Source organism: Burkholderia sp. Se-20378, assembly GCF_017104665.1.
In the GTDB taxonomy this organism is placed as follows: Bacteria; Pseudomonadota; Gammaproteobacteria; order Burkholderiales; family Burkholderiaceae; genus Burkholderia; species Burkholderia lata.
The window spans coordinates 1-22,108 of the sequence record NZ_JAAGPG010000003.1 but is presented as its reverse complement, the minus strand read 5'-3'; the positions used below and the strand labels follow the sequence as shown (position 1 = coordinate 22,108).

Here is a 22,108-nt window from a genome sequence, read left to right as displayed (position 1 = left end):
TCTCCCTTATTGCGCGGCGGCCAGCGTCGACGGCACGACCTGGTATTCGAGCTGCGCCCAGGTCTGCGAGACCTCGCGCCGGAGATCGAGCACCTGCAGTTGCGCATCCAGTTGTGCGCGGCGCGCGGCGAACGTATCCGCGAGCGAGCCCGTGCCGGCGCGGTACGCGGCGTTCGCCAGTTGCACGCGCTGGTCCGCGGCAGGCAGCAACGCGTCGCCGAGATTCGCGATGCGCGTACGACCGCTCGCGAGCGTCGCGGACTGCGTGCGGATATCGGCCTGCACCTGGCGCAGCGTGTCCTCGTACATCAGGCGCGCTTTCGTCGCGAGCGCGGCCTTTTCGGCGACGTCGCGGTTCTGGCGGTTCTTGCGATTGAGCGGCAGCGGGATCGTCACGCCAACGGACACCATGTTCGAATACGCGCCGCCACGCTGCTGGTATGCGACTTCCCACGTCCAGTTCGGGCTGCGTTCGCTGTTCGCGACGGCCGTATCGGCTTCGGCGACCGAGATATCGTCGGCGGCGGTGATCAGCGCCGGTTGCGACAGGCGCAGCTCGTCCGGCGGCAACGACGACACGAACGACTCCGGCGCGGGCGGCGTGCCCGTGACGTCGTCGGCCGGCACGGCGGTCCAGCGCGACAGCGCGATGAGCGCGGTCTGGTAGACCTGCTGAGCCTTCAACAGCTGATCCTGCGTCTGCGCGAGCATGGTCCGCGCCTGGACGACATCGACCGCACTCGCCTTCGCGCCGCGATACGACGCCTTCGTCGCGTCGAGTTCATGGTTCATGTGATCGAGCAGCGCCTGCTGCAGCGCGAGCGCCTGCTTTGCGTAGACGGCGTTCAGCCAGGCCGTCGCGGTTTGCTGGCGCACGCTCGCGAGCTGCGCGAAATAGCCGGCGCGCTCGCGCCCGACCTGCTCGTTGGCGAGCGCCGAGCGCAGGCGCCGCTTGTCGCCGGACACCCACTCCTGCTCGATGCCGATGCGACGCATCGTCATGAAGTCCTGGCCGACGGTGAAGCGCTGGCCGCCATTGACCGGCAGGTTGTCGATGCCGGCCTTGAGCATCGGGTCGGGCAGCTGGCCGGCCTTCACGGCCGCCTCCGAACTGGCGCGCACCGACGCCTGGGCAGCCTGCATCGAAGCGGAATGATCGGTCGCGGACTGCAGCGCGGCGTCCAGCGTGACAGGCGGTTGCTGCGCGTGAACGGCGCCCGCAACCAGCAGCGCCGCCCAAAGCACGGGCGCGCGCCGACGCGCACGCCGCGCAGGCGGCGTGCCGAAATGGAATGACATGGTTTAACCCCAACGGCGGAACCCCATAGGGATTCCACGTCCTGATACAGGACGAACCTCACCGCGAATGCGGCGAACCTATCGGATCGGGATCAGCTGATGCGTGGAGGGCGCCACAATCCGTTCGGATCGCGGACCGGGAGGATTTGCGCGTAGTGGAACGCGACGGTGCTGGCGTAGGCAGCGGGACGACTGACTTCAGCACGAGCGGCCGGATGATAGAGACTGCCGAACTGGCATTGCGCCGTCAGCTTGCAGGACGTGCCCTTCGCTTTCGCGTGAGCCTTGTCGGTGGACGACGACTTCATCGAATCGCAGCCCGGCATGTCGGCTGACATGCCGGCGTCCATGTCCATCGACATGCCCGGCTGCATCATCGGACATTCCCCGGCCAGGCCGCTGGCTGCCAGCCCGCTGATGGGCAGCACCGCGCAGAGCAGCAGCAGGATGATGGTCCGGAGGAATTTCATGGCGGGGATTATAGCGCGGGGTTTTGCCGTGTGGCGGTGTGTCGATACGGCGGAACGACGCATCGGCTCCGCCACCGCCACAACTCGTTACCGCACGAGCCCGTCGGCCTCCAGTACCGCCTGCACCGCCGGCCGCGCCCGCACCCGCTCGTACCACGCACGCAGATGCGCATACCGGGTCAGGTCGATATCCGCGTGGTACACCGACCGCAGCCACTCGGCCTTGCCCCAGCCCGTCAGCGCGAACAGGTACGCATCGGCGACCGTGAACGTGTCGCCCGTGACGAACGCCTTGCCTTCAAGCTGACGGTCGATCCACGCAAAACGGCTGTCGAGCTTCGCTCTCGCCGGGTCGACGTATTTCCCCGCCTGCACCGCGTACAGCAGCGGAATGAAACCCTTGTGGATTTCCGCGGTGAGAAAGTTCAGCCACTCCATCAGCCGATAACGGTCGAGCGTGCCGTACGCGGGCGCGAGTTCGGCTTGCGGACACAGATCCGCGAGATACTGCGCGATCACCGGCCCTTCGCGCAGCAGCGTGCCGTCGTCGAGTTCGAGCAGCGGCACGTAGCCGAGTTCGGTCACATCGTAGTAATTGCGCCCGTCTTCAATGACGTGCTTGCGCGCGTCGACCTGGATGATCTCCGCGTCGATGCCGCCTTCGCGCAGCACGATGCAGATGGCCTGGGAACAGCTTCCGGGAGCGTGATAGAGCTTCATGCGTGTCCTTCGTGGGTTGTCCATGTATCGATTCGCCGCGACGCGGGCGCTAATATCTCGCATCGGCGCAACGCTGAGAAGACGGCAGTCGTTTGTGCCGTAGTCACAAAAAATTTACCGACCAGGATTCAGCACGATGAAAACGAGTGCGACAGGATGTTCCGTTGAAGAAGCGATGCGCCTGCTCGGCGGCCGCTGGCGGCTGCTGCTGGTGTCGTATCTGCTCGACGGGCCGCGGCGCTTCAGCGACCTGCGGCGCGACATGCCCGGCATCTCGCAACGGATGCTCACGCTCGACCTGCGCGCACTCGAAGACGCCGGGCTCGTGCGGCGGACCGTCTATCCGGAAGTGCCGGTGCGGGTCGAGTACGATCTGACCGCCGACGGCGACCGGCTGCGACCCATTGTCGACGTCATGCGCGAATTCGGGCTGTGGCTGAAGGCGCGCGATGCGGATGCGTCGTGCGATGCCGGCGTCGCGCCCGGCGCGGCAGCCGCGAAAGAAACGGCCCTTCATTCAACCCGATAACCCCGACCACTGTTATCTCTTACGCAGGAATCCGTTCATGGAACTTCACGCCACCATCGGCGCGGCGACGTCCGATCTCGACGACGACGAAAGCTTCGCCAACATCTACTGTCACGACGCCGAGCAGAACTATTGCTTCTCGCTGTTACGCTTCCCGGACGACGCGCTGATCGAAGTGATGGTGCGCGACCAGATCAATACGAGCGTCAAGGATCTGTCGGTGCGCCTGACGGACACCATGATCGACGTCGAGCTCGAGCCCGCCGTGGCCGCGCGCCTCGACGGCCAGACGCGCTACGTGATCCATCTCGCGCCGGGCCAGTACGATCCGGTCAAGCTGCGCGCCGCGCTGAAGGAGATCTTCGTCGGCAAGAACGGCTTTCAGGACGACAGCACGCGCGGCTAGGCAGCCGTCGGCACGCTCACCCTCGACCTTCGCCCTTACGCCTGCCCATGACGCGCTCCCCGCTTCCCCGCCTAGCCGCGACCGCACTGCTGCTCGCCGCGTGCGCATCGCTCGCGCCCGCCGCACACGCGGCCAAGCCGCTGCTCACGTTCAAGGTCGACGACACCGTCACGGCCCGCGTCGAACGAGCTGACAGCGAGCACATCACCGTGCGCTTCCTGCCGAGCGGCAAGACGCAAACGCTCGACGTGATCGCCGCCGACGAGGAAGGCCACTATCACCTCTCGTCGGACGACTACAACTTCGACGGCCACCGCGATCTCGCCATGCATGCGACGCTCGGCATGGTCAACGACAGCTACGGCATCTACCTGTACGACCCGGCACGCCAGCAGTTCGAGCCGCTGCACCTGCCGGCGAGCAACATGCCGCACGGCAACTGCGACGACCTGGTCAACGTGCAAGCGAAGCCGAAAGAGCGCACGCTGTACAGCTCGTGCCGCGGCGGCCCGATCTGGTACACCGACGCGTACCGCTTCGATGCCGGCGGCAAGATGTACTTGTACCAGTCCAGCGAAGCGATACCGGACGACCTGCGCGACCTGCTCGATGCCGATTCCGGTCCGTCGTCGATGCTGCTGACCTACGACGCGCAAGGCAAGCGCGTCTCGCGCCGCCCCGACGCATACGGCGGCGGCACCGTCACGTTCAAGGTGCGCCCGGCGCGCCTGCCGCTGCACTATGCGATGACCGACGCGCCCACGCGCCGCTACGTCGTCGCGGGCGACACGGTCGAACTGATCGACGCGAGTGCCGATTTTCAGTGGCTGAAGGTGCGGTATCGCAACCCGCATGCGGGCGCGGTGCAGGGCTGGGTCAGTGCGAAGGAAGCGATGGGCAACTGATTCGTGATGTCGGACGGCAATCCGCCGTTGACGACCAGCGTTAAGAAAGTGCGTAAAGAAACATTTTTTACCCAACGCGCTGGGTCACATCGACATTCAGCCGGCCGATACATCACGTGCGCGTTGGGCCCCTGCGGCAAATAAAGGGTTGCGCCTGATGCGATGTTCTTCTATATCAATGAATATTCGCCCCGAATACGCAGCCCGGTGAATACCCCGGATCCTGCGGGATTCCAGCGATAGCCTATCCGGCGAATCGGCACGTCACGGATATCGGCAGAAGCGGACTGACGATCCTGAATCGACAGCCGCTCGACCAAGACTGAAAAGAATCACACAAACAGCGTGAGACCAAGGGGATATGCCATGCGCAGCATCGAAGCGGCACTGATCGCAGCGGTTCTTTGCGTTCTTTCCACCCTCTCTCCAGCAGCGGATCTGAGTTACATCCCATTCACGCGAACCACGATCACGAATCCGCTGGATGCGACTTCCGCCGTCATTGCGCTCAAGCAGGCAGCAAAAAAAGATACCGCTCTCGCGACTGAACTCGACAGCGTCGCGTCTTCACTTGTCGTCGTGTTCGTTCCAGGAATACTCGGTTCCGCGCTCGAAGATACTGCGGACAACAGGAAGATCTGGGGCAACATGAGTCTGCCGTATCTCGCAACGCACTACGACGACTTCATCGATCATCTCGCCCTTCCGGCAGCGCTCATTGACGAGAACGCCAGCAGCACCATCCGGTCAACCGTCCTCGAAGGCATGGCGGGCATGGATTTCTACGGCAAGGCGCTCCAGCAAATGAAACAGGCCACGAGCGACCTGCACGTCCAGTTTCTGGCTTGTGGCTACGACTGGCGACGTGACATCCGGGCAGGCGCGCGGGAACTGGATCGATGTATCGACAGCTTGCCGCGCGGAAGACGCATCATCATCGTCGCGCACAGCATGGGCGGACTCGTGTCATGGCAATGGGCCATGCAGCACGCGCACGATGCAACACCGAAACATCGGCTGATGCAGTTGGTTACGCTTGGTTCGCCACTGGTCGGAAGTTGCGAAATCATCCGCATGATCGAGCGAGGTTACGTGCAGCCGACTATCGGTGACAAGCTTGCGGCCAGCGACCAGCCGCTGCCGAATCCGGTCGAAGGCTTTGCGACCCTCTTCAAGACGATCAAGGCCGATGTCGGCAATCACCTGACCTCCGAACTCACGCAAGGTGTTCGCCCCCTGATCCTGACCTGGCCTGGTGCAATCGAACTCACGCCTCGTCCGTCGGATCGCGCCGCAGACTTCATTTGCCTCCATGTCCCTCGTCCTGGTCGGGACATGGCGGACACGAAGAATGTCAGCTACTACGATCCTGTGTTCTGGTCACTCCCCGTCGGGCACGGTCTGCTCGGAAGCTACACGCTGCCCGTGCAATACAAGGACGTCCTGGCCAAAGCACGCGATTTTCGCAGTGGCTTCGTTGCCGATCGGCTCGACGTACCGGTATGGCTCTACTACTCGATTTTCTATGAGGTTCCCAATCAGCGTGAAACGCTGATCGACCCGCAAGGCTTCGCGATCCTCGCGCAATCCGCTCGCAGCAAAGACGGATGGAATACCGTGCAGGGCGACGGTCGCGTGCCGATCACCAGCGCAAGCCTCGCGTCCGCACCTCGGGATATGTTTTCCAACTCCGTCGGCCTGTTAAGCCCCCATGGCGACCTGCCCGCCGATTCGCGCTTCCAGAGCGACTTCTTCAACAAGCATCTACCGAACATACTCGACACAATCGTCGCAACGACCATTGCGAATGAAAGCACCGGGCATCCGCAATGGCTCTCGGCCTATGTCGCCGCAGGTGGCTCGAGGATCGACACATCGGCTGTTCAGACGGCACTGTCGCCGGCGAGCGCCCTTTCCGATGCCTCGATACAGCCGGACGCCTCGACCCAGTTCGCCATCGACAGCGCAAATCGCTTCAACGCCCTCGTCTGCGCGGCGCGGTCATGCGACAACACCCTTGATGGTGCACTGGCGAACATCAAGGCCAAGCCACCGCAATACAAGACGCTTGCGGCCGTGATCAATTTCGACGGAGTCGCTCGCACACTCGACAAGACCAATCCCGATTTCGTGTTCGCCCAAGGACAGAAGGGAATGGCGCTTGCCGCACAACAAGACTGGCTTGGGGCCGCCAATTCGCTGAAGCTGGCGATCGACGCCAGCCGCAGCATTCAAGCAAGCTCCCCAATCGATACTCCGAAGCTCGCCGCACTGACCGGGCAACTCACGGCCACCAAGGCGCGAGCGCTCTACGAAGCCGGGTATTGTCGCTCCGCATCTCCGCTGCTGAAGACCGCCGCCGCGTACGATACGTTTGCTAGCGACGCACTGAAACGTCCGTGCAACGACCGGGCAGGTGTTCTCTTCTGCTTCGACTCGGACGACTACTGCAGGAAATAGCGTAGACACGCGAGCCAACCACGCGCCGGCACCGAGTTGCCGGCACCTTCCCACATATTGAGCGCACCACGTCCCATTAATAGGGATCCCTGTCCAAATGTTGACGCGCTTCCCGCCACGGCTCTAACGTTCGCCCCAACGCCATTCGATTCGGCCGCCCCGCTCGCGGGCGACGGCCGGGCACAGAACACAGGAGACAACCGTGGCTCATTCCGCGTCACGCACCCACGCCAACCCGCCGGAACAGCTGCACGCGCACGCCGGCACTGCATCCGATTCCGCCACCCGTGCAGCGGCCGCGCAGGCCACGCCACCGAGCCGCAAGCGGCTGCTGATCCTCGCATTGCTGTTCGTCACCGTCGTGATCAACTATCTCGACCGCAGCAACCTGTCGATCGCCGCGCCCGCGCTGTTCAAGGAACTCAACATCGATCCGGTGCGCGCGGGCCTCGTGTTCTCCGCATTCGGCTGGACCTACGCGCTGATGCAGATCCCGGGCGGCTGGCTCGTCGACAAGGTGTCGCCGCGCGTGCTGTATGCGGGTGCGCTCGCGCTGTGGTCGGCCGCGACGCTGCTGCTCGGTTTCGCGGGCTCGTTCGTCGGGCTGATCGTGCTGCGCCTCGCGGTCGGTGCACTCGAAGCGCCGGCGTACCCGATCAACAACCGCGTCGTGACGACGTGGTTCCCGACCCGCGAACGCGCGAGCGCGATCGGCGGCTACACGTCGGGCCAGTTCGTCGGCCTCGCGTTCCTCACGCCGGTGCTCGCATGGCTGCAGGTGCATCTCGGCTGGCACATGGTGTTCGTCGCGACCGGCCTCGCCGGCATCGCGTGGGCCGCGATCTGGTATGCGGTGTATCGCGAGCCGCGTGCGTTTCGCGGCGTCAACGCGGCCGAGATCGCACTGATCCGCGACGGTGGCGGCCTCGTCGATCTCGAGGACCGCGTCGCGGCGCGCACCGAACGCGCGCCGTCGACGTGGCGCGACCTCGGCGTCGTGCTCGGCCGGCGCAAGCTGTGGGGCATCTATCTCGGCCAGTTCGCGCTGAACTCGACGCTGTGGTTCTTCCTCACGTGGTTCCCGACCTACCTCGTCAAGTATCGGGGGATGGATTTCATCAAGTCCGGTTTCCTCGCGTCGCTGCCGTTCCTCGCCGCGTTCGTCGGCGTGCTGTGCTCGGGCGTGCTGTCGGACTGGCTGATGCGCCGCGGCGCATCGCAAGGGTTCGCGCGCAAGCTGCCGATCATCTCGGGGCTGCTGATCTCGACCTCCATCATCGGCGCGAACTACGTGACGTCGACCGGCTGGGTGATCGCGTTCATGACGATCGCGTTCTTCGGCAACGGCTTCGCGTCGATCACGTGGTCGCTCGTGTCGGGGCTCGCGCCCGCGCGGCTGCTCGGCCTCACGGGCGGCGTGTTCAACCTGATCGGCAACCTGTCCGCGATCGCGACGCCGATCGTGATCGGGCTGCTGGTGAACGGCGCGGACTTCTCGCGCGCGATCACCTACATCGCCGCGATGGCGCTTGCGGGCAGCCTGTCGTACGGGCTGCTCGTCGGCAAGGTCGAGCGCATCGACGCATGAGCGTCGGCAACGCACGGGCGGCCCGCGCGTGCCGCCCGGCTCTACCGCTACCGCTGCCCGCGCATCGCACGTCGCGTCAGAACCGTTGAGCCCCGTCACGCGCGAGAACGTGCGGATTGCCCGCCACGTAGTCGAGCGCGCACGCATCGGTATCGATGCCGACGGTCAGCAGCGTCTCCCAGCGCTCGGTGTCGGGCATCGACAGGTCCGGGTGGAAACACACGACGGCCTGGTCGCCGGCCTCCCCGCACATCGCCGCCGCGCGCTCGCGTACGTCGGCGCTCGTCATTCCACTCACAACGTCGTTCAGGTGCGCAAAGCGCTCGCGCGTGGTCGAGCTGTCGGGCATGCACTCGCCACCGCTCAGCGCGCGATCGAGGAAGTGGTTCGTATGCAGCAGCCAGCCGTCCGGGCGCGGCACCACCACGCCGACGCCCGACGGGCTCAGCTCGATGCTCGCCGCGCGCGGGTTCGCGTCGTGCCGCGTGAACACGGTCAGCACCGTCGATGCGCTCACGCGTGCGGTGCGGGCGAGTTCGATCGCCTCCTGCACCGTCGTCGCGTCTTCGAGCAGGCGTCGTGCGATCGCGTGCACAGGCACGCCGGCGCTGTCGTTGTCGCTCGCGTGATGCAGGATGTTGAAGTGCAGCCCGAGCCCCGCGCTGTTCACACCGAGCTTCGCCAGCATCCCGAATTCGGAGAACAGCTTGACGGTACGGCCGTGCGGCGTCGCGAACTGCATCAGCAGCCCCTGCGGTGCGAGGCTGTCGTGCCAGTCCCACGTCTGCAGCGTGCGCGGCGCATGCGGGCCGGCCGGCGCATAGACGGTCGTCGAGCACTCGCCTTCGGCCGATGCAGGCGCAGTCGCGAGAATCTCGGTGCGTGCGTTCAGGCACGCGAGCTGCCAGCGCGGCAGGTCGACGCCGTCGGCGATCGCCTCGACTTCGGCGGCAAGGCGCGGGCACCACGCGCCGAGCGCGGCGAGACTCGCGTCACCGATCTCCCGTGCGCGCTGCGGCGCGATGCCGAGCTTCGGGAAGAACGCGAGATAAAGTGCGACCGTCTCGCGGATCTCCGGCGCGAAGCGCTCGCCGATCAGGCGGCCGCGCTCGCGCGGATCGGTGATGTCGGTCACGAAGGTGTGCAGCTTCAAGGTCAACTCTCCTGGGTTGAATGCGTTCCGGGCCTGCGCGGCCCGGAACCTGATGCATCGCGCAGCCGCCCGACCGGCGCGCGCGCCGGTCGGTACGGCAAGCACGATCAGAACGAATAGATGAACTGCATCCCGGCCAGGTCGTTGCTGCGCGCGTACGTGCCGTTGCTCTTCAGGAACACCGGATGGTTCGCCGCGTCGTGGCGGTATTCGAGCTTCACGGTGATCTGCTGCGTCGGATAGAACAGCAGGTCGGCCGTGATCGCATAACGCTGCGCGCCCTTGCACTCGGTGCCGTTCGTCGACGAACCCTGGAAGCACGCCGGATCGATGCCGAAGCCGCTCGACCCGTTCACCGACGGATTGCCGCCCGCGAGCCCGTACTGGATGTTGGTGCCGCCGCCGCCGTTCGACGTGTTGTTCAGGTAGTCGAAGCGCAGCGTCGCGCCCATGCGGCCGACCCACGACGTCGTCCACTTCGTATGGCCGAGCAGCGACATCCCGTACCAGCGCGCGGTGCCGCCGTTCCAGGCGCCCTTCTGCAGCTCGCCGTAGTCGACCTGCGCGTTGACCTGGGTCTTGTCGTGCGTATAGGTCACGTCGGCTTCCACGTACTTGTAGAGGCCGGTCGGCGACGAACCGTTGCACTGGTAGCCGTAGCCGCCCGCCTGCGCGCACGGCGAGAACAGCGACTGCCGGCCGAGCATCCCGGAGATGCCGAAGTCGAAGGCGGTCGACGTCGCGTTGTCGAAGCGCGCGGTGATCGTCGGCGTCCAGTTGGTCTTCGTCGTGTTGTTCGCCGCGTTCGCGATCGCGCCGGCGGTGCGCAGCACCTCGTTGCCGATCACCACTTGCCAGAAGCGCGTCATCGCCGCATTGGAGCCCTTCAGCCCGACGCCGATCAGGTTGCCCGGCTCGCTGAAGTCGTACAGCAGCCCGTGCGTGAGCGTCAGCATCTGCGTCGACGGCTGCACCTCGTAGCCGGCGAGGCTCGGCATCATCCCGACCTCGAAGGTGCGGGTCGTGCTGAGCGGCACGGTGACCACCGCCTGCGTGATGATGTTGTTGCCGACGCCGCCGTGCGAATTGCTGAACACGTTGCCGAAGCCGCGGTTCGGCTGGATCACGACTTCCGCCGACGGCGCCATCGGGCCGACGCCGAAGGTCTTCTTGATGTCGAGGTAGACGTCGCCGATCGTGCTGTTGAAGTAGTCGTACGCGCCCGGATCGTGGTTCAGGAACTGGAAGCCGGACGTGCGCTGCGCACGGTTGAACAGGTACACGGGATCGACGTAGCCGGTGATGCTCAGGCCCGCGAGCGGGCCGGTGGTCGCGGCTTCCTGTAGCGAGTCGACCTTCAGCGACGCATTCGCGATCTGCTCGCGCATCTGCTGCAGGTCGTCGTTCGTGAACGCCGGCGCCGCATCCGCGGCCGGCGCGGCGGCCGCTGCCGTGTTGATCGTGCCAATCTTCGCGCCGCCCGAGGCGGCGGTGGCCGTCGTTGCCGCGCCGGCAGGCTTCGCCGCGAGCATGCTCGCGCGCAGCTCGTTCACCTGCTGCTGCAGCGCGGTGACCTGCGCCTCCAGCGCCTTCATCTTGCTCGCGTCGGTTGCCTGCGGCGTGTGCGCGAATGCCGAAACGGCTTCGAACGCCAGCAGGCACAGCGCCGTCATGTGTTTGATTTTCATGTTGTGGGTGGTCGTCGGGACGAGCGCGCCCCCGCCCGCCGCGATGAGCGGCGGGGCGCGCGAAAGGTAAGCGGGAGTGGGGAGAAGCGGCGGCCGGCTTACTCGGTCTTCAGCTTCGTCCAGAGACGGTTCTGCAGACGCATCAGCTCCGGCGGCACCGGCTTGCTGAGGCTCAGCTTGCGGATCACGTCGGCGGGCGGGAACACGGCCGGATCACTCGTCACTTCGGCGCGCACCATGTGCTTCGACGACGGCACGGCCGACGGGTACGACGTGTCGTTGGTCAGGTTCGCGCTCTCCTTCTCCGACAGCACGAAGTTGACGAACTTCAGCGCGGCGTCCGGATGCGGTGCATCCTTCGGCACCGCCATCATGTCGAACCACATCGCGCTGCCCTCGGTCGGGATCACGTACTTGATGTGATACGGCTTCTTCGCGGAAGCGGCCGCGATCCGCGCTGAGTTCACGTCGCCCGACCAGCCGAGCGCGAGGCAGATGTCGCCGCCCGCGAGATCGTTGATGTAGCTGCTCGAATTGAACTGCGTGATGTACGGCCGCACCGTCTTCAGCAGCTCGTACGCGGCCTGGTAGTCGGCCGGGTTCGTCGTGTTCGGATCCTTCTTCAGGTAGACGAACGCCATCCCGAACGCATCGACCGGCGAATCGAGCACCGAAATGCCGCAGTGCTTCAGCTTCTGCGCGTACTTCGGGTCGAACAGCAGCGCCCAGCTGTCGAGCGGCGCGTCGTTGCCGAGCGCGGCCTTCACCTTCTCGACGTTCATCCCGAGCCCGTCGGTGCCCCACGTCCACGGAATGCCGAACTGGTTGCCCGGATCGTCCTTCGCGAGCACCTTCATGATTTCCGGATCGAGCAGCCCGTAGTTCGGCACCTGGCTCTTGTCGATCTTGCGGTAGATGCCCGCCTGCAGCTGCCGCGCCCAGAAGATGTCGGACGGCACCACGACGTCATAGCCCGACGTGCCCGACAGCAGCTTCGCCTGCAGCGTCTCGTTCGAATCGAACTCCTGGTAGACCACCTTGATGCCGGTCGCCTTCTCGAAGTTCGCGATCGTCGCCTTGCCGATCGAGTTGCCCCAGTTGTACACGTTGACGACGTCCGCCGCGTGCGCCGCCGGCGCGCCGGCCCACAGGACGCCGCCCAGCGCGAGCGCCGCGCATGCCGTTCCCAGATGCTTGCTCCAATCCCCTGCCATGGTTTCCTCCGTCGATATCATGATCCGCTCGCGATGAACGGTGTGTGCTTCGGTCCGGAAAAATGTAGCCAGAGGAAATTGGCCGGTCTGCCCTGCCAATAGGGGGACACGCCGCACAATCGGGGCATCCGGTTCCGGTCGGATGCCCCGATCGACCCAAAGCGGAAGCGATTTGAAAGCTTTCGCTGCCGCTTCGTCAGGTCGGCGTAAAACCGCTCAGGATGCCTGCACGCCCGTGCGCACGCCGAAGTCCTCGCCCACGTGCGTGACACGGCCGTCCATCATCGTCAGCGCGACGTCGATGCGGCCGATGTCGTACTGGCCTACCTCGAACAGGTCGTGTTCCAGCACGACGAGATCCGCGCGCTTGCCGGGCGTGAGCGACCCGACCTCGTGCTCCATCCCGAGCTGGTACGCGCCGTGGATCGTGTACGCGGCGATCAGCTGCGGAATGCTCAGGCGCTCGGCGATGTCCGGAAACACCGGCGCATCGGGCTCGCCCGCGAGCTGGCGCGTGTGGCCCGACTCGATGTGCTCGAGCGGCTTGTGCTGGCAGCGGCACTGGCACGCGAGGCCGTCCATGCCGATCGACACCGTCACGCCTTCGTCGAGGAACGTGCGGAACTTGTACATGTTGCTCCAGCGCTCGTGACCGTAGTGGTCGCGCAGCTGCTCGGTGTACGCGTCGACCACGCCCCACTGCAACTGCGTGTTCGCCATCACGCCCGCGCGGCGGAAGCGCGGGATGTCGTCCGGATGCGTGAGGAACGCGTGCGTGATCACGTGGCGGCGGTCGCGCGGCGGGTTCGTGCGGTTGACCGCGTCGAAACCGTCGAGCGCCATCCGCACGGCCGCGTCGCCGACGCAATGCACCATCACGTTCGCGTTCACGCGATCGGCTTCGACCAGGTAGTGGTTGAACGTGTCGGCCGGCATCGTCGGCGCGCCGCAGGTGTCGGGGCGGTCCGCGTACGGTTCGAGCAGGTAGGCGGTGTGGTTCGCTTCCGTCCCGTCGAGGAACAGCTTCAGCGCGCGCGCCTTCACGAGCGGCGAATCGTACTGCTCGCGATACTTGACGAGCGTGCCGACCGGATCGTCGATCTCGCCGATCACCGCGACGCTGCCCACCACGCGCAGCTTCAGGTCGCCCGCGCGCTCCATCGTCTGCAGCGTCTCGTACAGCAGCGACTGGTCGCCGCTCGGATCGAAGAAGCCCGCGTCGAACACGGTTGTCACGCCGGCCGCGCACAGCTTCTTCTGCCACGGCGGGATCGACTTCAGGTACAGGTCGATGCCGGTCGGCAGCAGGCCGGCCGCGCTGATCCGCTGCATCAGCAACGAATACGCGGCGCCGTCGACGATCAGGCCGGTCGGCTCGCCGGTCACGGCATCCTTCTCGAACCAGCTCGCGCCTTCCTGCACGGGCGGCGTCGAGGCATCGATGCCGGCGATCTCCAGCGCCTTCGAGTTCACCCACATCGAATGGAAATCGGTCGACAGCAGGCACACGGGGCGATCCGCGCAGACCGCGTCGAGCGTCTCCTTGCGCAGCAGCGCCGGCGGAATGGTCGCCTGCACCCAGCCCATCCCGGTGATCGCCGGCTCGTCCGGATGCGATTCGACGTACTCACGCAGCGCGGCGAGCACCTTCTGCGGATCCTCGTAGTTCACGAACGCCTGGAACGCGAACGCGGTCGTCTCGAAGTGCCAGTGCGATTCGACGAAGCCCGGCAGCACGAGCCGGCCGGCCGCGTCGACGACCTTCGTGTCCGCCCCGACGTACGCCTGCACGGCCGCCGTATCGCCGACGTGGACGATCCGTCCGTCGCGCACGGCAACCGCCTGTGCCCACGGCTTGTGCGGATCGACGGTGTAGACCTTCGCGTTGGTCAGAACGAAATCCGCCGGTGTCGAATCCTTGGCGGCGGGCGTCGGTTGCATCTGCATGGCCTGTCCTTTCTGTTGATCAGGTTTTCGAAGTGCTTTCACTATAGGCAGACGATTCGCGGCGGTATGCCCCCCCGCCGCGGGGGCTCGGGCGAATTCCGGCCGCCGCGCGCACGGTCTTGTCATCGTTTTGGGGACAACGCATGAAATTGGTGGGGCTGATCCGGTGAATTCCCGGCTGACGCATGTGCAGCGTTCGCGTAACGTCGCGCTGTCCCCCGACCGCCCACGCCCGACCATGCGACTTCTCCAGCCCGACCCGGCCGCCCGCGGCCACTACCTGATCGGCGTGCGCCCCGACACGCTCGGCGCGACGTTGCGCGCGGTCGGCACGCCGGATTTCGTCGGCGCGGTCACGGAGTTCGTCAACGACAGCATCGACGCCGACGCCGTGCACCTCGAACGCTGGCGCGCGGATACGGGGAGCACGTCGGGTTTCGTCGTCGAATGGCTCGGCAGCGGCAGCCTGCGCTTCGCGGCCGATACGCTGCGCGTGATGGATGTCTACTACCAGGACTACTGCCAGGTCGATCCGCTGGTCGCGCCGCTGCGCGGCAAGGCCGGCACGCTGCTGGTGCAGCGCCACGTGGAAGGGATCGCACAAGGCGAGTTTCGCCGCCGGATCTTCGATGAGCCGGGCATCGCGCAGGAATGCATGCTCGTGCACGGCAACGCGCACCTGCAATACGCACTCGGGCTGGCGCGCACCGTCGGGCGGCCCGCGTTCACGATGGACGAGCTGTTCCACTTCAGGCAGATGGTCGACCTGCTGTTCCCGATGTTCGAGCTGCATGCGCGTAGCTGCGCGGCGCGGCGCGTGGCGTCGGGAACGGTGAATACCGCGTCGCAGGCGAGCTTCGACGCGCGTCTCGAACGGCAGGACGTGCAGTTGTCGCGCCGCGAGCACGAGATCTGCCGGCTGATGCTGTGCGGGCGCTCGGTGCCCGAGGCCGCGCAGCAGCTCGACGTGAAGCTGTCGACGGCCGAGTCGTACGTGAAGCGCGCGTTCGCGAAGCTCGGCGTGCGCACGCGCCGCGAGCTGTTCGACTGGGTGCTGGTGGACTGCTGAACGCGCGGCGTGCGCTTATGCAGCCAGTGCGGCCGCCTTGATGTTGAAGGCGCGCAGCAGATCCTCGCAGAACGCATCGACGATCGGCTTGTCGCTCGCGCTGCGCTTCATCGCGAGATGCAGCGGCACGTCGAAGCTGAACGTCGAACGGCCGACGGCCTTCACGAGCCCCCGCTGTTCGAACGGCTCCGCGTAGTGCGCGGGCAGGTAGCCGAGATGGCCGCCCGACAGGATCAGGATCGTCGCGGCCTCGATGCTGTCCGCGCTCGCGGTCACGCGCCGCTCGGGCAGCGGATACTGCTCCTCCGGCACCGGATAGGTGCGCCAGACCCAGTCGTGAAGCTGCAGGTCGTCCGCCGTCACGGGCCGCGACGCATGAAACAGCGGATGCCCGCGCCCGCAGTAGATCACCTGCTGCTCGGTAAAGAGCGGCGTGTAGAGCAGCCCGGGCACGCGATGCCAGAAATAGCCGATCGCGAGATCGAGCTGGTTGTTGACGAGGCTTTCCTCGAGCTCCTGCGGCGACGCGACCTTCATCGCGAACGTGACGGCCTGGTCGCGCTTGCGGAACGCGCCGATCGCATCGGCCACGCGTGCGTTCTCGACGAGCGGCGCCTGGCCGATCAGGCCGATCGACAGCGTGCCGACCAGCTTGCGATCGATGTCGCGCACCCGCGCGACGAATTCGGAGGTTGCCGCGACGAGCGTGCGCGCGGTGGCCGCGAAGCGTTCGCCCTTCGACGTCAGGCGAAAGCCGCCGCGCCCGCGATCGCACAGCTTGAAGCCGACGCGCGCTTCGAGCGCCGACAGCTGCGTGCTGATCGTCGACTGCCGCACGCCGAGCGACGCCTCGGCGGCCGTGATGCCGCGTGCGTCGACGACGGCCAGAAAGACCCGGATGAGCCGGAGATCGAGATCAGAGGTATTCGAGAACATGCTTCAAGCCGCTGCGCGTGAGCGCGTTACCTGGCCGACACGTCGCGCGTTGCACGCCACGCCGGCCGCCTTCGCCGATGAACCGAACCGGACGCGCGCCGCCATCGGCAGCAGCGCGCGTCGTAACCGTCACTCAGGTACTACCGCAAGCGCGCGTTCCATGCCGAACACGGCCGGCCGCAGCCGCCGGTAGCAAAGGAACGCCACCGCGCACAGCACGATCGCCGCGATCAGCGCCGACTGCGTGCCCGCGCTCTCGATCAGCGAGCCGCCCGCGACCGAGCCCACGCCGTAGCCGAGCGCGACGCAGCCCGGCGACAGCGCGGCCGACTTGCCGACCAGGTCGTACTGCGGAATCGTCGCGTAGATCAGCAGCGCGCCGCCGGTCCAGCAGCCGATGAACACGATCGCGCCAAGCGTGAACGTCACGGCCGAGGCCGGCAGCGCGAGCAGCACGGCCGCGACCGCGCAGCCGCCGAGGTTCACGAGCGCCCAGCGGCGCAGGCCCGCGCCCGCACCAAGCGTCGGCATGGCCGCGCAGATCACGAGGCTCGCGATGTTCGCGGCGCCGAGCACGAGCGACACCGACTTGCCGCTCAGGCCCGCCGCGGTGCCGATCTTCTCGAGGAAGGTCCACACGACGCCGACGCCGCCGTACAGCGCGAGCTGCGCGCACAGCACGAGCATCGCGCCCTTGCGGTCGATGCGGCCGGCCACGCCGTCGGGCGCCGGTGCGGCCAGCGTCTCGCCGCGGCGAAACAGCGGCGTCGCGAGCACGAACACGCCGAGCACGCACGCGACGAACCCGAACACGCCATGTGCGCCCCATGTGTCGCTCAGCATCGGGAAGATATAAGCGAGCAACACCATGCTCCACGTCACCTGCCCCATCAGCATGATCCCGAGATTGCGTTCCGGCGCGCGCGAATACGACAGGTAGCGCAGCGCGATGCCGTTCAGCCCGCCCGAGCCGACGCCCGCGATGAACTGCAACGCCGAATACGCGACGAGCCCGTGCGTCGCGAGCGTGCCGAGGTTCGCGCCGGCCGCGAGCGTCACCGCGCCCGCGAGCACCCACCGGACCGGCTGGCGGCCGAGCACGAACGCGACGAGCAGCGTGCCCGTCGATTCGCCGAGCACCTCGATGAAGCTCGACAGCCCGAGCGCCGCTTCGCCGAAGCCCCAATGACGCTCGACCTGCCCGACGATCGCGGGCAGGCCGAGGAAGACCGTCGGCCCGAGCATGCCGAGCAGCAGCATCACGACGACGAACAGCGCGCTTTCCTGTCGCGCTTCATCCTGCAGGTTGACTACATTCATCTGGTGTCTCTCTCCGTGTCCGCGGGGCGAACCGTGTCCTCTGGGGATCGTTTTTGGTATCGCTACGGCGGCGGCCCGGCGTGGCGCCGTGCCACCGCATCGTCGTTTACATCGGGAAGCCCATCGCCTTGATGCCGCTGATCCACGCGCGCTTCCAGCCGCCTTCCGCATCCGCGCCGTCGAACGCATGGAACGTGATCTTCGCGGCGACCCAGCGCATCGGCTCGGGCGGGATGTAGCTCGGGCTCTGGTTCGCGATGTCGAGCTTGCGCTCGGGGCTGTCGCGATCGAACAGGATGTTCAGCCCCATGAACGCGCCGAACCGGCTCGCCGCGACGCCGAAGCCCGTATAGCCGGCGACGAACACGGCCTTGTCGCCGAGATAGCGCTTCGCGAACACCGAGCCGCGCGAGCAGTAGTCGATCGGGCCGCCCCACGCGTGCGAGAAGCGCACGTCGCACAGTTGCGGGAACGTGCGGTAGAACGCTTCCGCGAGCCGGTGGTAGGTTTCGCGCTGGCCGTCCTGGTGCGGCTCCGGATCGCCGTCGAAGTGATAGCTCACCAGCCCGCCGAAGATGATGTTGTTGTTCTTCGTCAGCCGGAAATAGTTGAGCTGCGTGCGCGTGTCGTACACGCCCTGGCGGTTCTTCCAGCCGATCCGCGCAAGCTGCTCGTCGGTGAGCGGCTCGGTCGCGAGCACGTGGTCGCGCACCTGCATCACGCGGCGGTTGATGTCGGGAATCCCGACCTTCGCGGTGCCGCTGCCGAACACGACGCGCGGCGCGCGCACGCTGCCCTTCGGCGTCGTCACGAACACCGTGCTGCCTTCGTCGGTCACGGTCACGAGCGGCGTATGCTCGTACAGCTTCACGCCGAGCTTCAGCGCCGCGCGCTTCAGCCCCCACGCGAGCTTCGCCGGGTGCACGATGCCGCTGCGATTGCGCGACCACAGCGCGCCCGCGAACAGCGGCGAATTCAGTTGTTCGAGCGTTTCCTCGCGGTTCAGCAGCACGACGTTGTGGCCGTACTCGCGATGCAGGTCGTAGTCGCCCTTCAGGTGCGCAATGTGCTCGGGATCGACCGCGACCGTCATCTCGCCGTTCCACTCGATGTCGGCGTCGATGTCGTAGCGCTTCAGCGTGTCCTCGAAACCGTCGAGGTTGTGATGGCCGAATTCCTCGAGCTGCGCGATGTCGTTCGGGAACACGCGCACCGCGTTCGGCAGCCCGTGCATCACCGACGTCGAGATGATCCCGCCCGCGCGGCCCGACGCGCCGTGCGCCACCTTGCCGGCCTCGATCAGCACCACGTTCAGGTGCGGCATCTGTTCCTTCGCCTGCACGGCCGACCACAGCCCCGTGAAGCCGCCGCCGACGATCAGCAGGTCGGCCGTCACGTCGCCGACGAGTTCCGGCTCGGTGGCCGGCGCCGCCGGATTGTCGAGCCAGTACGGGAACAGCTTCGTATTCGCGAGCGCCGCTTCGACGCCCAGTGCGACCGGCGCGCCACGCATTGCGTGCGTCTGCACCGGTGCAGTCTCTCTTGCTTTGACTTCCATTTCCATGATCCCAGCCATCACACGCGAAAAACGAAACCACCGCCGTGCGCGCGTCACACGGACGACGACACCACGGCGGCGGTTTCAGGCATCACGACTTCTCGAGCAGCACGTAGAACTTCTTCGCGTCCTCGATCGTCTCCCAGCGGCCCGCGAAGCCGGCCGGCAGCAGGTAGCCCTGACCCGGCGTGAATTCCTTGCGGTTGCCTTCGACGTCGGTCAGCGCGATCCGACCCTCGACGAGCCACACGGCTTCGTCAGCCGCGGTTTCCGGAAACTCCACCGAGCCGACTTTCCCTTCCCACCAGCCGATGATGTAGTTGCCGCTCTTGCCTTCCGCCGCGCGCCAGTCGCTCTCGTCCATGCCGAAGTCGAGCTTCGTGAATTCGCCGATACCTGCGCCGAGCGGCAGGATGTCCTTGATCAGTTTGGTCATGTGAATCTTTCGTCTCTTGATTGAAAAAAGCAGAGACAAAGTTACTCATTTACACTGCCCCGGTATGCCCCCCTCCGGGGGGGACAAGCGGTGTTTTCCGGGGCAAACGGGTCGGCAGGACAACCGACGGTGTTTCCCCCTAATGACGTTTTTCGTTGTGACCGCTACAATCGCGCCGCCTTTCACCCGGGGAACCGCATGCTGCTCAACGTGAACCCCTTCCACCGCGACAACGACCGCTTCAACGTGTCGTTCAAGGCGCTGGGCGAGCTGATCGAGACGGTCGGCACGCCGCACTTCGTGCCGCGCCTCACGCAACTGCTCAATGACGTGGTTCCGCTCGACGTCGCGCACGTCGAACGTTCGCGCGTCGACGGCTCGATGCCCACCGGCTACCGATGCGAATGGATCGGCAGCAGCGGCATCGACACCGAATCCACCGAAATCTCCGACGTGATGACGCTCTACTACGAGCGCTTTCTCGACAGCGACCCGCTGTTCGCGGGGCTGCGCGGCAAGACGGGCACGATGCTGGTGGTGCGCGACATCGCGGCGATCCCGCCCGGCGAATTCCGCCAGCGGCTGTTCGACGACGTGCATATCGGCCACGAATGCGTGCTCGCGCGCGGCACGCGCTATTCGCAGCATTCGATCGCGCTGGAGCGCGGCCGCGACCGGCCGCCGTTCACGCTCGCCGAGATGAACCGCTTTCGCAGCATCAGCGACGTGCTGTTCCCGCTGCTCGAACTGCACGCGTCGACCACGGCCGTGCGGCGCGTCGCGCACCCGACACCCGAAGTCCATCCGCTCGCACAGTTCGATGCGCGGATCGCGGCCGACGGCGTGAAGCTGTCGAAGCGCGAATACGAAACCTGCAAGCACCTGCTGTCCGGCAAGACCGTGCCGGAGACAGCCGAGATCCTCGGCGTGCGGGTCGCGTCGGCCGAGTCGTACGTGAAGCGTGCGTTCGCGAAGCTCGGCGTGCGCACAAAGCGCGAACTCGCCGCATGGGGTTCGGCATCCACCGCCTTCCCTGCCGCCGGCTCGCACGACGGCGCCACACCACCCGCCATCCCGCGCTGACGCGCCCGGCCGCGCCGCGCGGCCGCCTTCGGTTGCGCCGCGTCGATGCGGCGGCGCCACTTGCATCGAAGCCCGTCGATGTAAACGTTGCGACTTCAAAATCTTCGCGCGGACGTTCTCCTCTACCATCGGCCGATCGCTTGACCTCACAAAAAAGGAGACGGCCCATGCCCCGCGAACTGAATCAACCGATGGGCGGCAACGAAATGCCGCGCTTTGGCGGCATCGCCACGATGATGCGGCTGCCGCAAGCCGACACGACCGACGGCCTCGACGTGTGCTTCGTCGGCGTGCCGCTCGATCTCGGCACGTCGAACCGCTCGGGCTCGCGCTTCGGCCCGCGCCAGATCCGCACCGAATCCGTGCTGCTGCGCCCGTACAACATGGCCACGCGCGCCGCACCGTTCGATTCGCTGCAGGTGGCCGACATCGGCGATGTCGCGACCAACCCGTACGACCTGAAGGATTCGGTGCGCCGCATCGAAGAGGCGTACGACGAGATCGTCGCGAACGGCTGCCGGCCGATCACGCTCGGCGGCGACCACACGATCGCGTGGCCGATCCTGCGCGCGCTGCACAAGAAGTACGGCAAGGTCGCCGTCGTGCACGTCGACGCGCACGCGGACGTGAACGACACGATGTTCGGCGAGAAGATCGCGCACGGCACGCCGTTCCGCCGCGCGGTGGAAGACGGCCTGCTGCAATGCGACAAGGTCACGCAGATCGGCCTGCGCGGCACCGGCTACCACGCGGACGATTTCGACTGGTGCCGCCAGCAGGGCTTCACCGTCGTGCAGGCGGAAGAATGCTGGAACAAGTCGCTCGCGCCGCTGATGGCGCAGGTGCGCGAACGCGTCGGCGACACGCCGGTCTATCTGAGCTTCGACATCGACGGCCTCGATCCGTCGTTCGCGCCCGGCACCGGTACGCCGGAAATCGGCGGCCTCACCGTGCAGCAAGGTCTCGAGATCGTGCGCGGGATGAAGGGCCTGAACATCGTCGGCGCCGACCTCGTCGAAGTCGCGCCGCCGTACGACCCGACCGGCACCACCGCGCTCACCGGCGCGAACCTCGCGTTCGAGATGCTCTGCGTGATGCCCGGCGTCGCCTACCGCTAACCCGACCGACAGGATGACCCTCATGTCCACTGCCGAGCTTTCCCGTTCCACCCCCACGTTCGTGCTGCCCGCGGCGCACATCGCCGGCCAGCCCGTACGCACGCATGCCGACGCGCCCGGCGCGCCGATCTTCGACGCGTCGACGGGTGCGGCGATCGGCTGGCAGGAATTCGCGACGGCCGCACACGTCGACGCCGCGGTGCGCGCCG

19 protein-coding genes and 1 pseudogene are annotated in these 22,108 nt (G+C 66.3%); 9 read left to right on the top strand and 11 right to left on the bottom strand.

Annotated elements, in window-relative coordinates; all coding sequences use genetic code 11:
• Positions 1–6 precede the first annotated feature (6 nt).
• The 3 genes from G3N93_RS01100 to gstA all read right to left on the bottom strand — a co-directional run bounded on the left by G3N93_RS01100 (position 7) and on the right by gstA (position 2,489).
• On the bottom strand, positions 7–1,299 hold the full coding sequence (locus G3N93_RS01100) for a TolC family protein (protein WP_206132109.1): 1,293 nt from the start codon (positions 1,297–1,299) through the stop codon (positions 7–9).
• 92 nt (positions 1,300–1,391) lie between these two features.
• A complete protein-coding gene (locus tag G3N93_RS01095) occupies positions 1,392–1,769 on the bottom strand; it encodes a hypothetical protein (protein WP_174937947.1) in 378 nt (125 codons plus the stop codon).
• A gap of 87 nt (positions 1,770–1,856) precedes the next feature.
• Positions 1,857–2,489 carry a glutathione transferase GstA gene (gstA, locus tag G3N93_RS01090; protein WP_206132108.1) on the bottom strand — a complete coding sequence of 211 codons (633 nt, stop codon included), beginning with the start codon at positions 2,487–2,489 and terminating at the stop codon, positions 1,857–1,859.
• Positions 2,490–2,625: 136 nt separating this feature from the next.
• Here gstA and G3N93_RS01085 point away from each other — a divergent pair, with 136 nt between their 5' ends.
• The 5 genes from G3N93_RS01085 (at position 2,626) to G3N93_RS01065 (ending at position 8,377) form a co-directional block, all read left to right on the top strand.
• A complete protein-coding gene (locus tag G3N93_RS01085) occupies positions 2,626–3,018 on the top strand; it encodes a helix-turn-helix domain-containing protein (RefSeq protein WP_174939935.1) in 393 nt (130 codons plus the stop codon).
• Between the two features lie 37 nt (positions 3,019–3,055).
• The gene (locus G3N93_RS01080; protein ID WP_206132107.1) at positions 3,056–3,424 is read left to right on the top strand and encodes a hypothetical protein; all 369 of its coding nucleotides are present in this window, start codon (positions 3,056–3,058) and stop codon (positions 3,422–3,424) included.
• A gap of 47 nt (positions 3,425–3,471) precedes the next feature.
• Complete coding sequence (locus G3N93_RS01075; protein ID WP_206132106.1) at positions 3,472–4,329, top strand: hypothetical protein; 858 nt, start codon at positions 3,472–3,474, stop codon at positions 4,327–4,329.
• A 366-nt stretch (positions 4,330–4,695) separates the two neighbouring features.
• Positions 4,696–6,789, top strand: a complete 2,094-nt coding sequence (locus G3N93_RS01070; RefSeq protein WP_206132105.1) for a triacylglycerol lipase — start codon at positions 4,696–4,698, stop codon at positions 6,787–6,789.
• Between the two features lie 202 nt (positions 6,790–6,991).
• Positions 6,992–8,377, top strand: coding sequence for an MFS transporter (locus G3N93_RS01065; protein WP_206132104.1), 1,386 nt, complete (start codon positions 6,992–6,994; stop codon positions 8,375–8,377).
• 76 nt (positions 8,378–8,453) lie between these two features.
• On the opposite strand, the gene G3N93_RS01060 is transcribed toward G3N93_RS01065, so the two are convergent.
• The 4 genes from G3N93_RS01060 to G3N93_RS01045 form a co-directional block, all read right to left on the bottom strand.
• Positions 8,454–9,530, bottom strand: coding sequence for a C45 family peptidase (locus tag G3N93_RS01060; protein ID WP_206132103.1), 1,077 nt, complete (start codon positions 9,528–9,530; stop codon positions 8,454–8,456).
• A 107-nt stretch (positions 9,531–9,637) separates the two neighbouring features.
• Positions 9,638–11,218 carry a DUF3138 family protein gene (locus G3N93_RS01055; protein ID WP_206132102.1) on the bottom strand — a complete coding sequence of 527 codons (1,581 nt, stop codon included), beginning with the start codon at positions 11,216–11,218 and terminating at the stop codon, positions 9,638–9,640.
• 98 nt (positions 11,219–11,316) lie between these two features.
• A complete protein-coding gene (locus G3N93_RS01050) occupies positions 11,317–12,432 on the bottom strand; it encodes a polyamine ABC transporter substrate-binding protein (protein WP_174937932.1) in 1,116 nt (371 codons plus the stop codon).
• 216 nt (positions 12,433–12,648) lie between these two features.
• On the bottom strand, positions 12,649–14,379 hold the full coding sequence (locus tag G3N93_RS01045) for an amidohydrolase (RefSeq protein WP_206132101.1): 1,731 nt from the start codon (positions 14,377–14,379) through the stop codon (positions 12,649–12,651).
• 238 nt (positions 14,380–14,617) lie between these two features.
• On the opposite strand from G3N93_RS01045, the gene G3N93_RS01040 reads away from it, so the two are divergent.
• A complete protein-coding gene (locus tag G3N93_RS01040) occupies positions 14,618–15,448 on the top strand; it encodes a helix-turn-helix transcriptional regulator (protein WP_174932128.1) in 831 nt (276 codons plus the stop codon).
• Between the two features lie 15 nt (positions 15,449–15,463).
• Here the strand turns inward: G3N93_RS01040 and G3N93_RS01035 are convergent, their stop codons facing one another.
• The 4 genes from G3N93_RS01035 to G3N93_RS01020 all read right to left on the bottom strand — a co-directional run bounded on the left by G3N93_RS01035 (position 15,464) and on the right by G3N93_RS01020 (position 19,698).
• Positions 15,464–16,384: a LysR family transcriptional regulator gene (locus tag G3N93_RS01035; protein WP_041493671.1), complete on the bottom strand. Its 921-nt coding sequence runs from the start codon at positions 16,382–16,384 to the stop codon at positions 15,464–15,466.
• A gap of 129 nt (positions 16,385–16,513) precedes the next feature.
• Positions 16,514–17,704 carry an MFS transporter gene (locus G3N93_RS01030; RefSeq protein WP_206132100.1) on the bottom strand — a complete coding sequence of 397 codons (1,191 nt, stop codon included), beginning with the start codon at positions 17,702–17,704 and terminating at the stop codon, positions 16,514–16,516.
• 106 nt (positions 17,705–17,810) lie between these two features.
• The gene (locus tag G3N93_RS01025) at positions 17,811–19,268 is read right to left on the bottom strand and encodes an FAD-binding oxidoreductase (protein WP_206124612.1); all 1,458 of its coding nucleotides are present in this window, start codon (positions 19,266–19,268) and stop codon (positions 17,811–17,813) included.
• Positions 19,269–19,353: 85 nt separating this feature from the next.
• Entirely contained in the window at positions 19,354–19,698 is a 345-nt protein-coding gene (locus G3N93_RS01020) for a cupin domain-containing protein (protein ID WP_011356376.1), read from the bottom strand.
• A gap of 198 nt (positions 19,699–19,896) precedes the next feature.
• Here G3N93_RS01020 and G3N93_RS01015 point away from each other — a divergent pair, with 198 nt between their 5' ends.
• From G3N93_RS01015 to G3N93_RS01005, 3 genes and pseudogenes are all read left to right on the top strand, one after another.
• Positions 19,897–20,781: a helix-turn-helix transcriptional regulator gene (locus G3N93_RS01015; protein WP_174981313.1), complete on the top strand. Its 885-nt coding sequence runs from the start codon at positions 19,897–19,899 to the stop codon at positions 20,779–20,781.
• A 167-nt stretch (positions 20,782–20,948) separates the two neighbouring features.
• Positions 20,949–21,899 (top strand): agmatinase, encoded by a 951-nt coding sequence (gene speB / locus G3N93_RS01010; protein WP_174937922.1) that lies wholly within the window; start codon positions 20,949–20,951, stop codon positions 21,897–21,899.
• A 22-nt stretch (positions 21,900–21,921) separates the two neighbouring features.
• Positions 21,922–22,108, top strand: a pseudogene (locus G3N93_RS01005) (aldehyde dehydrogenase); the annotation flags it as partial.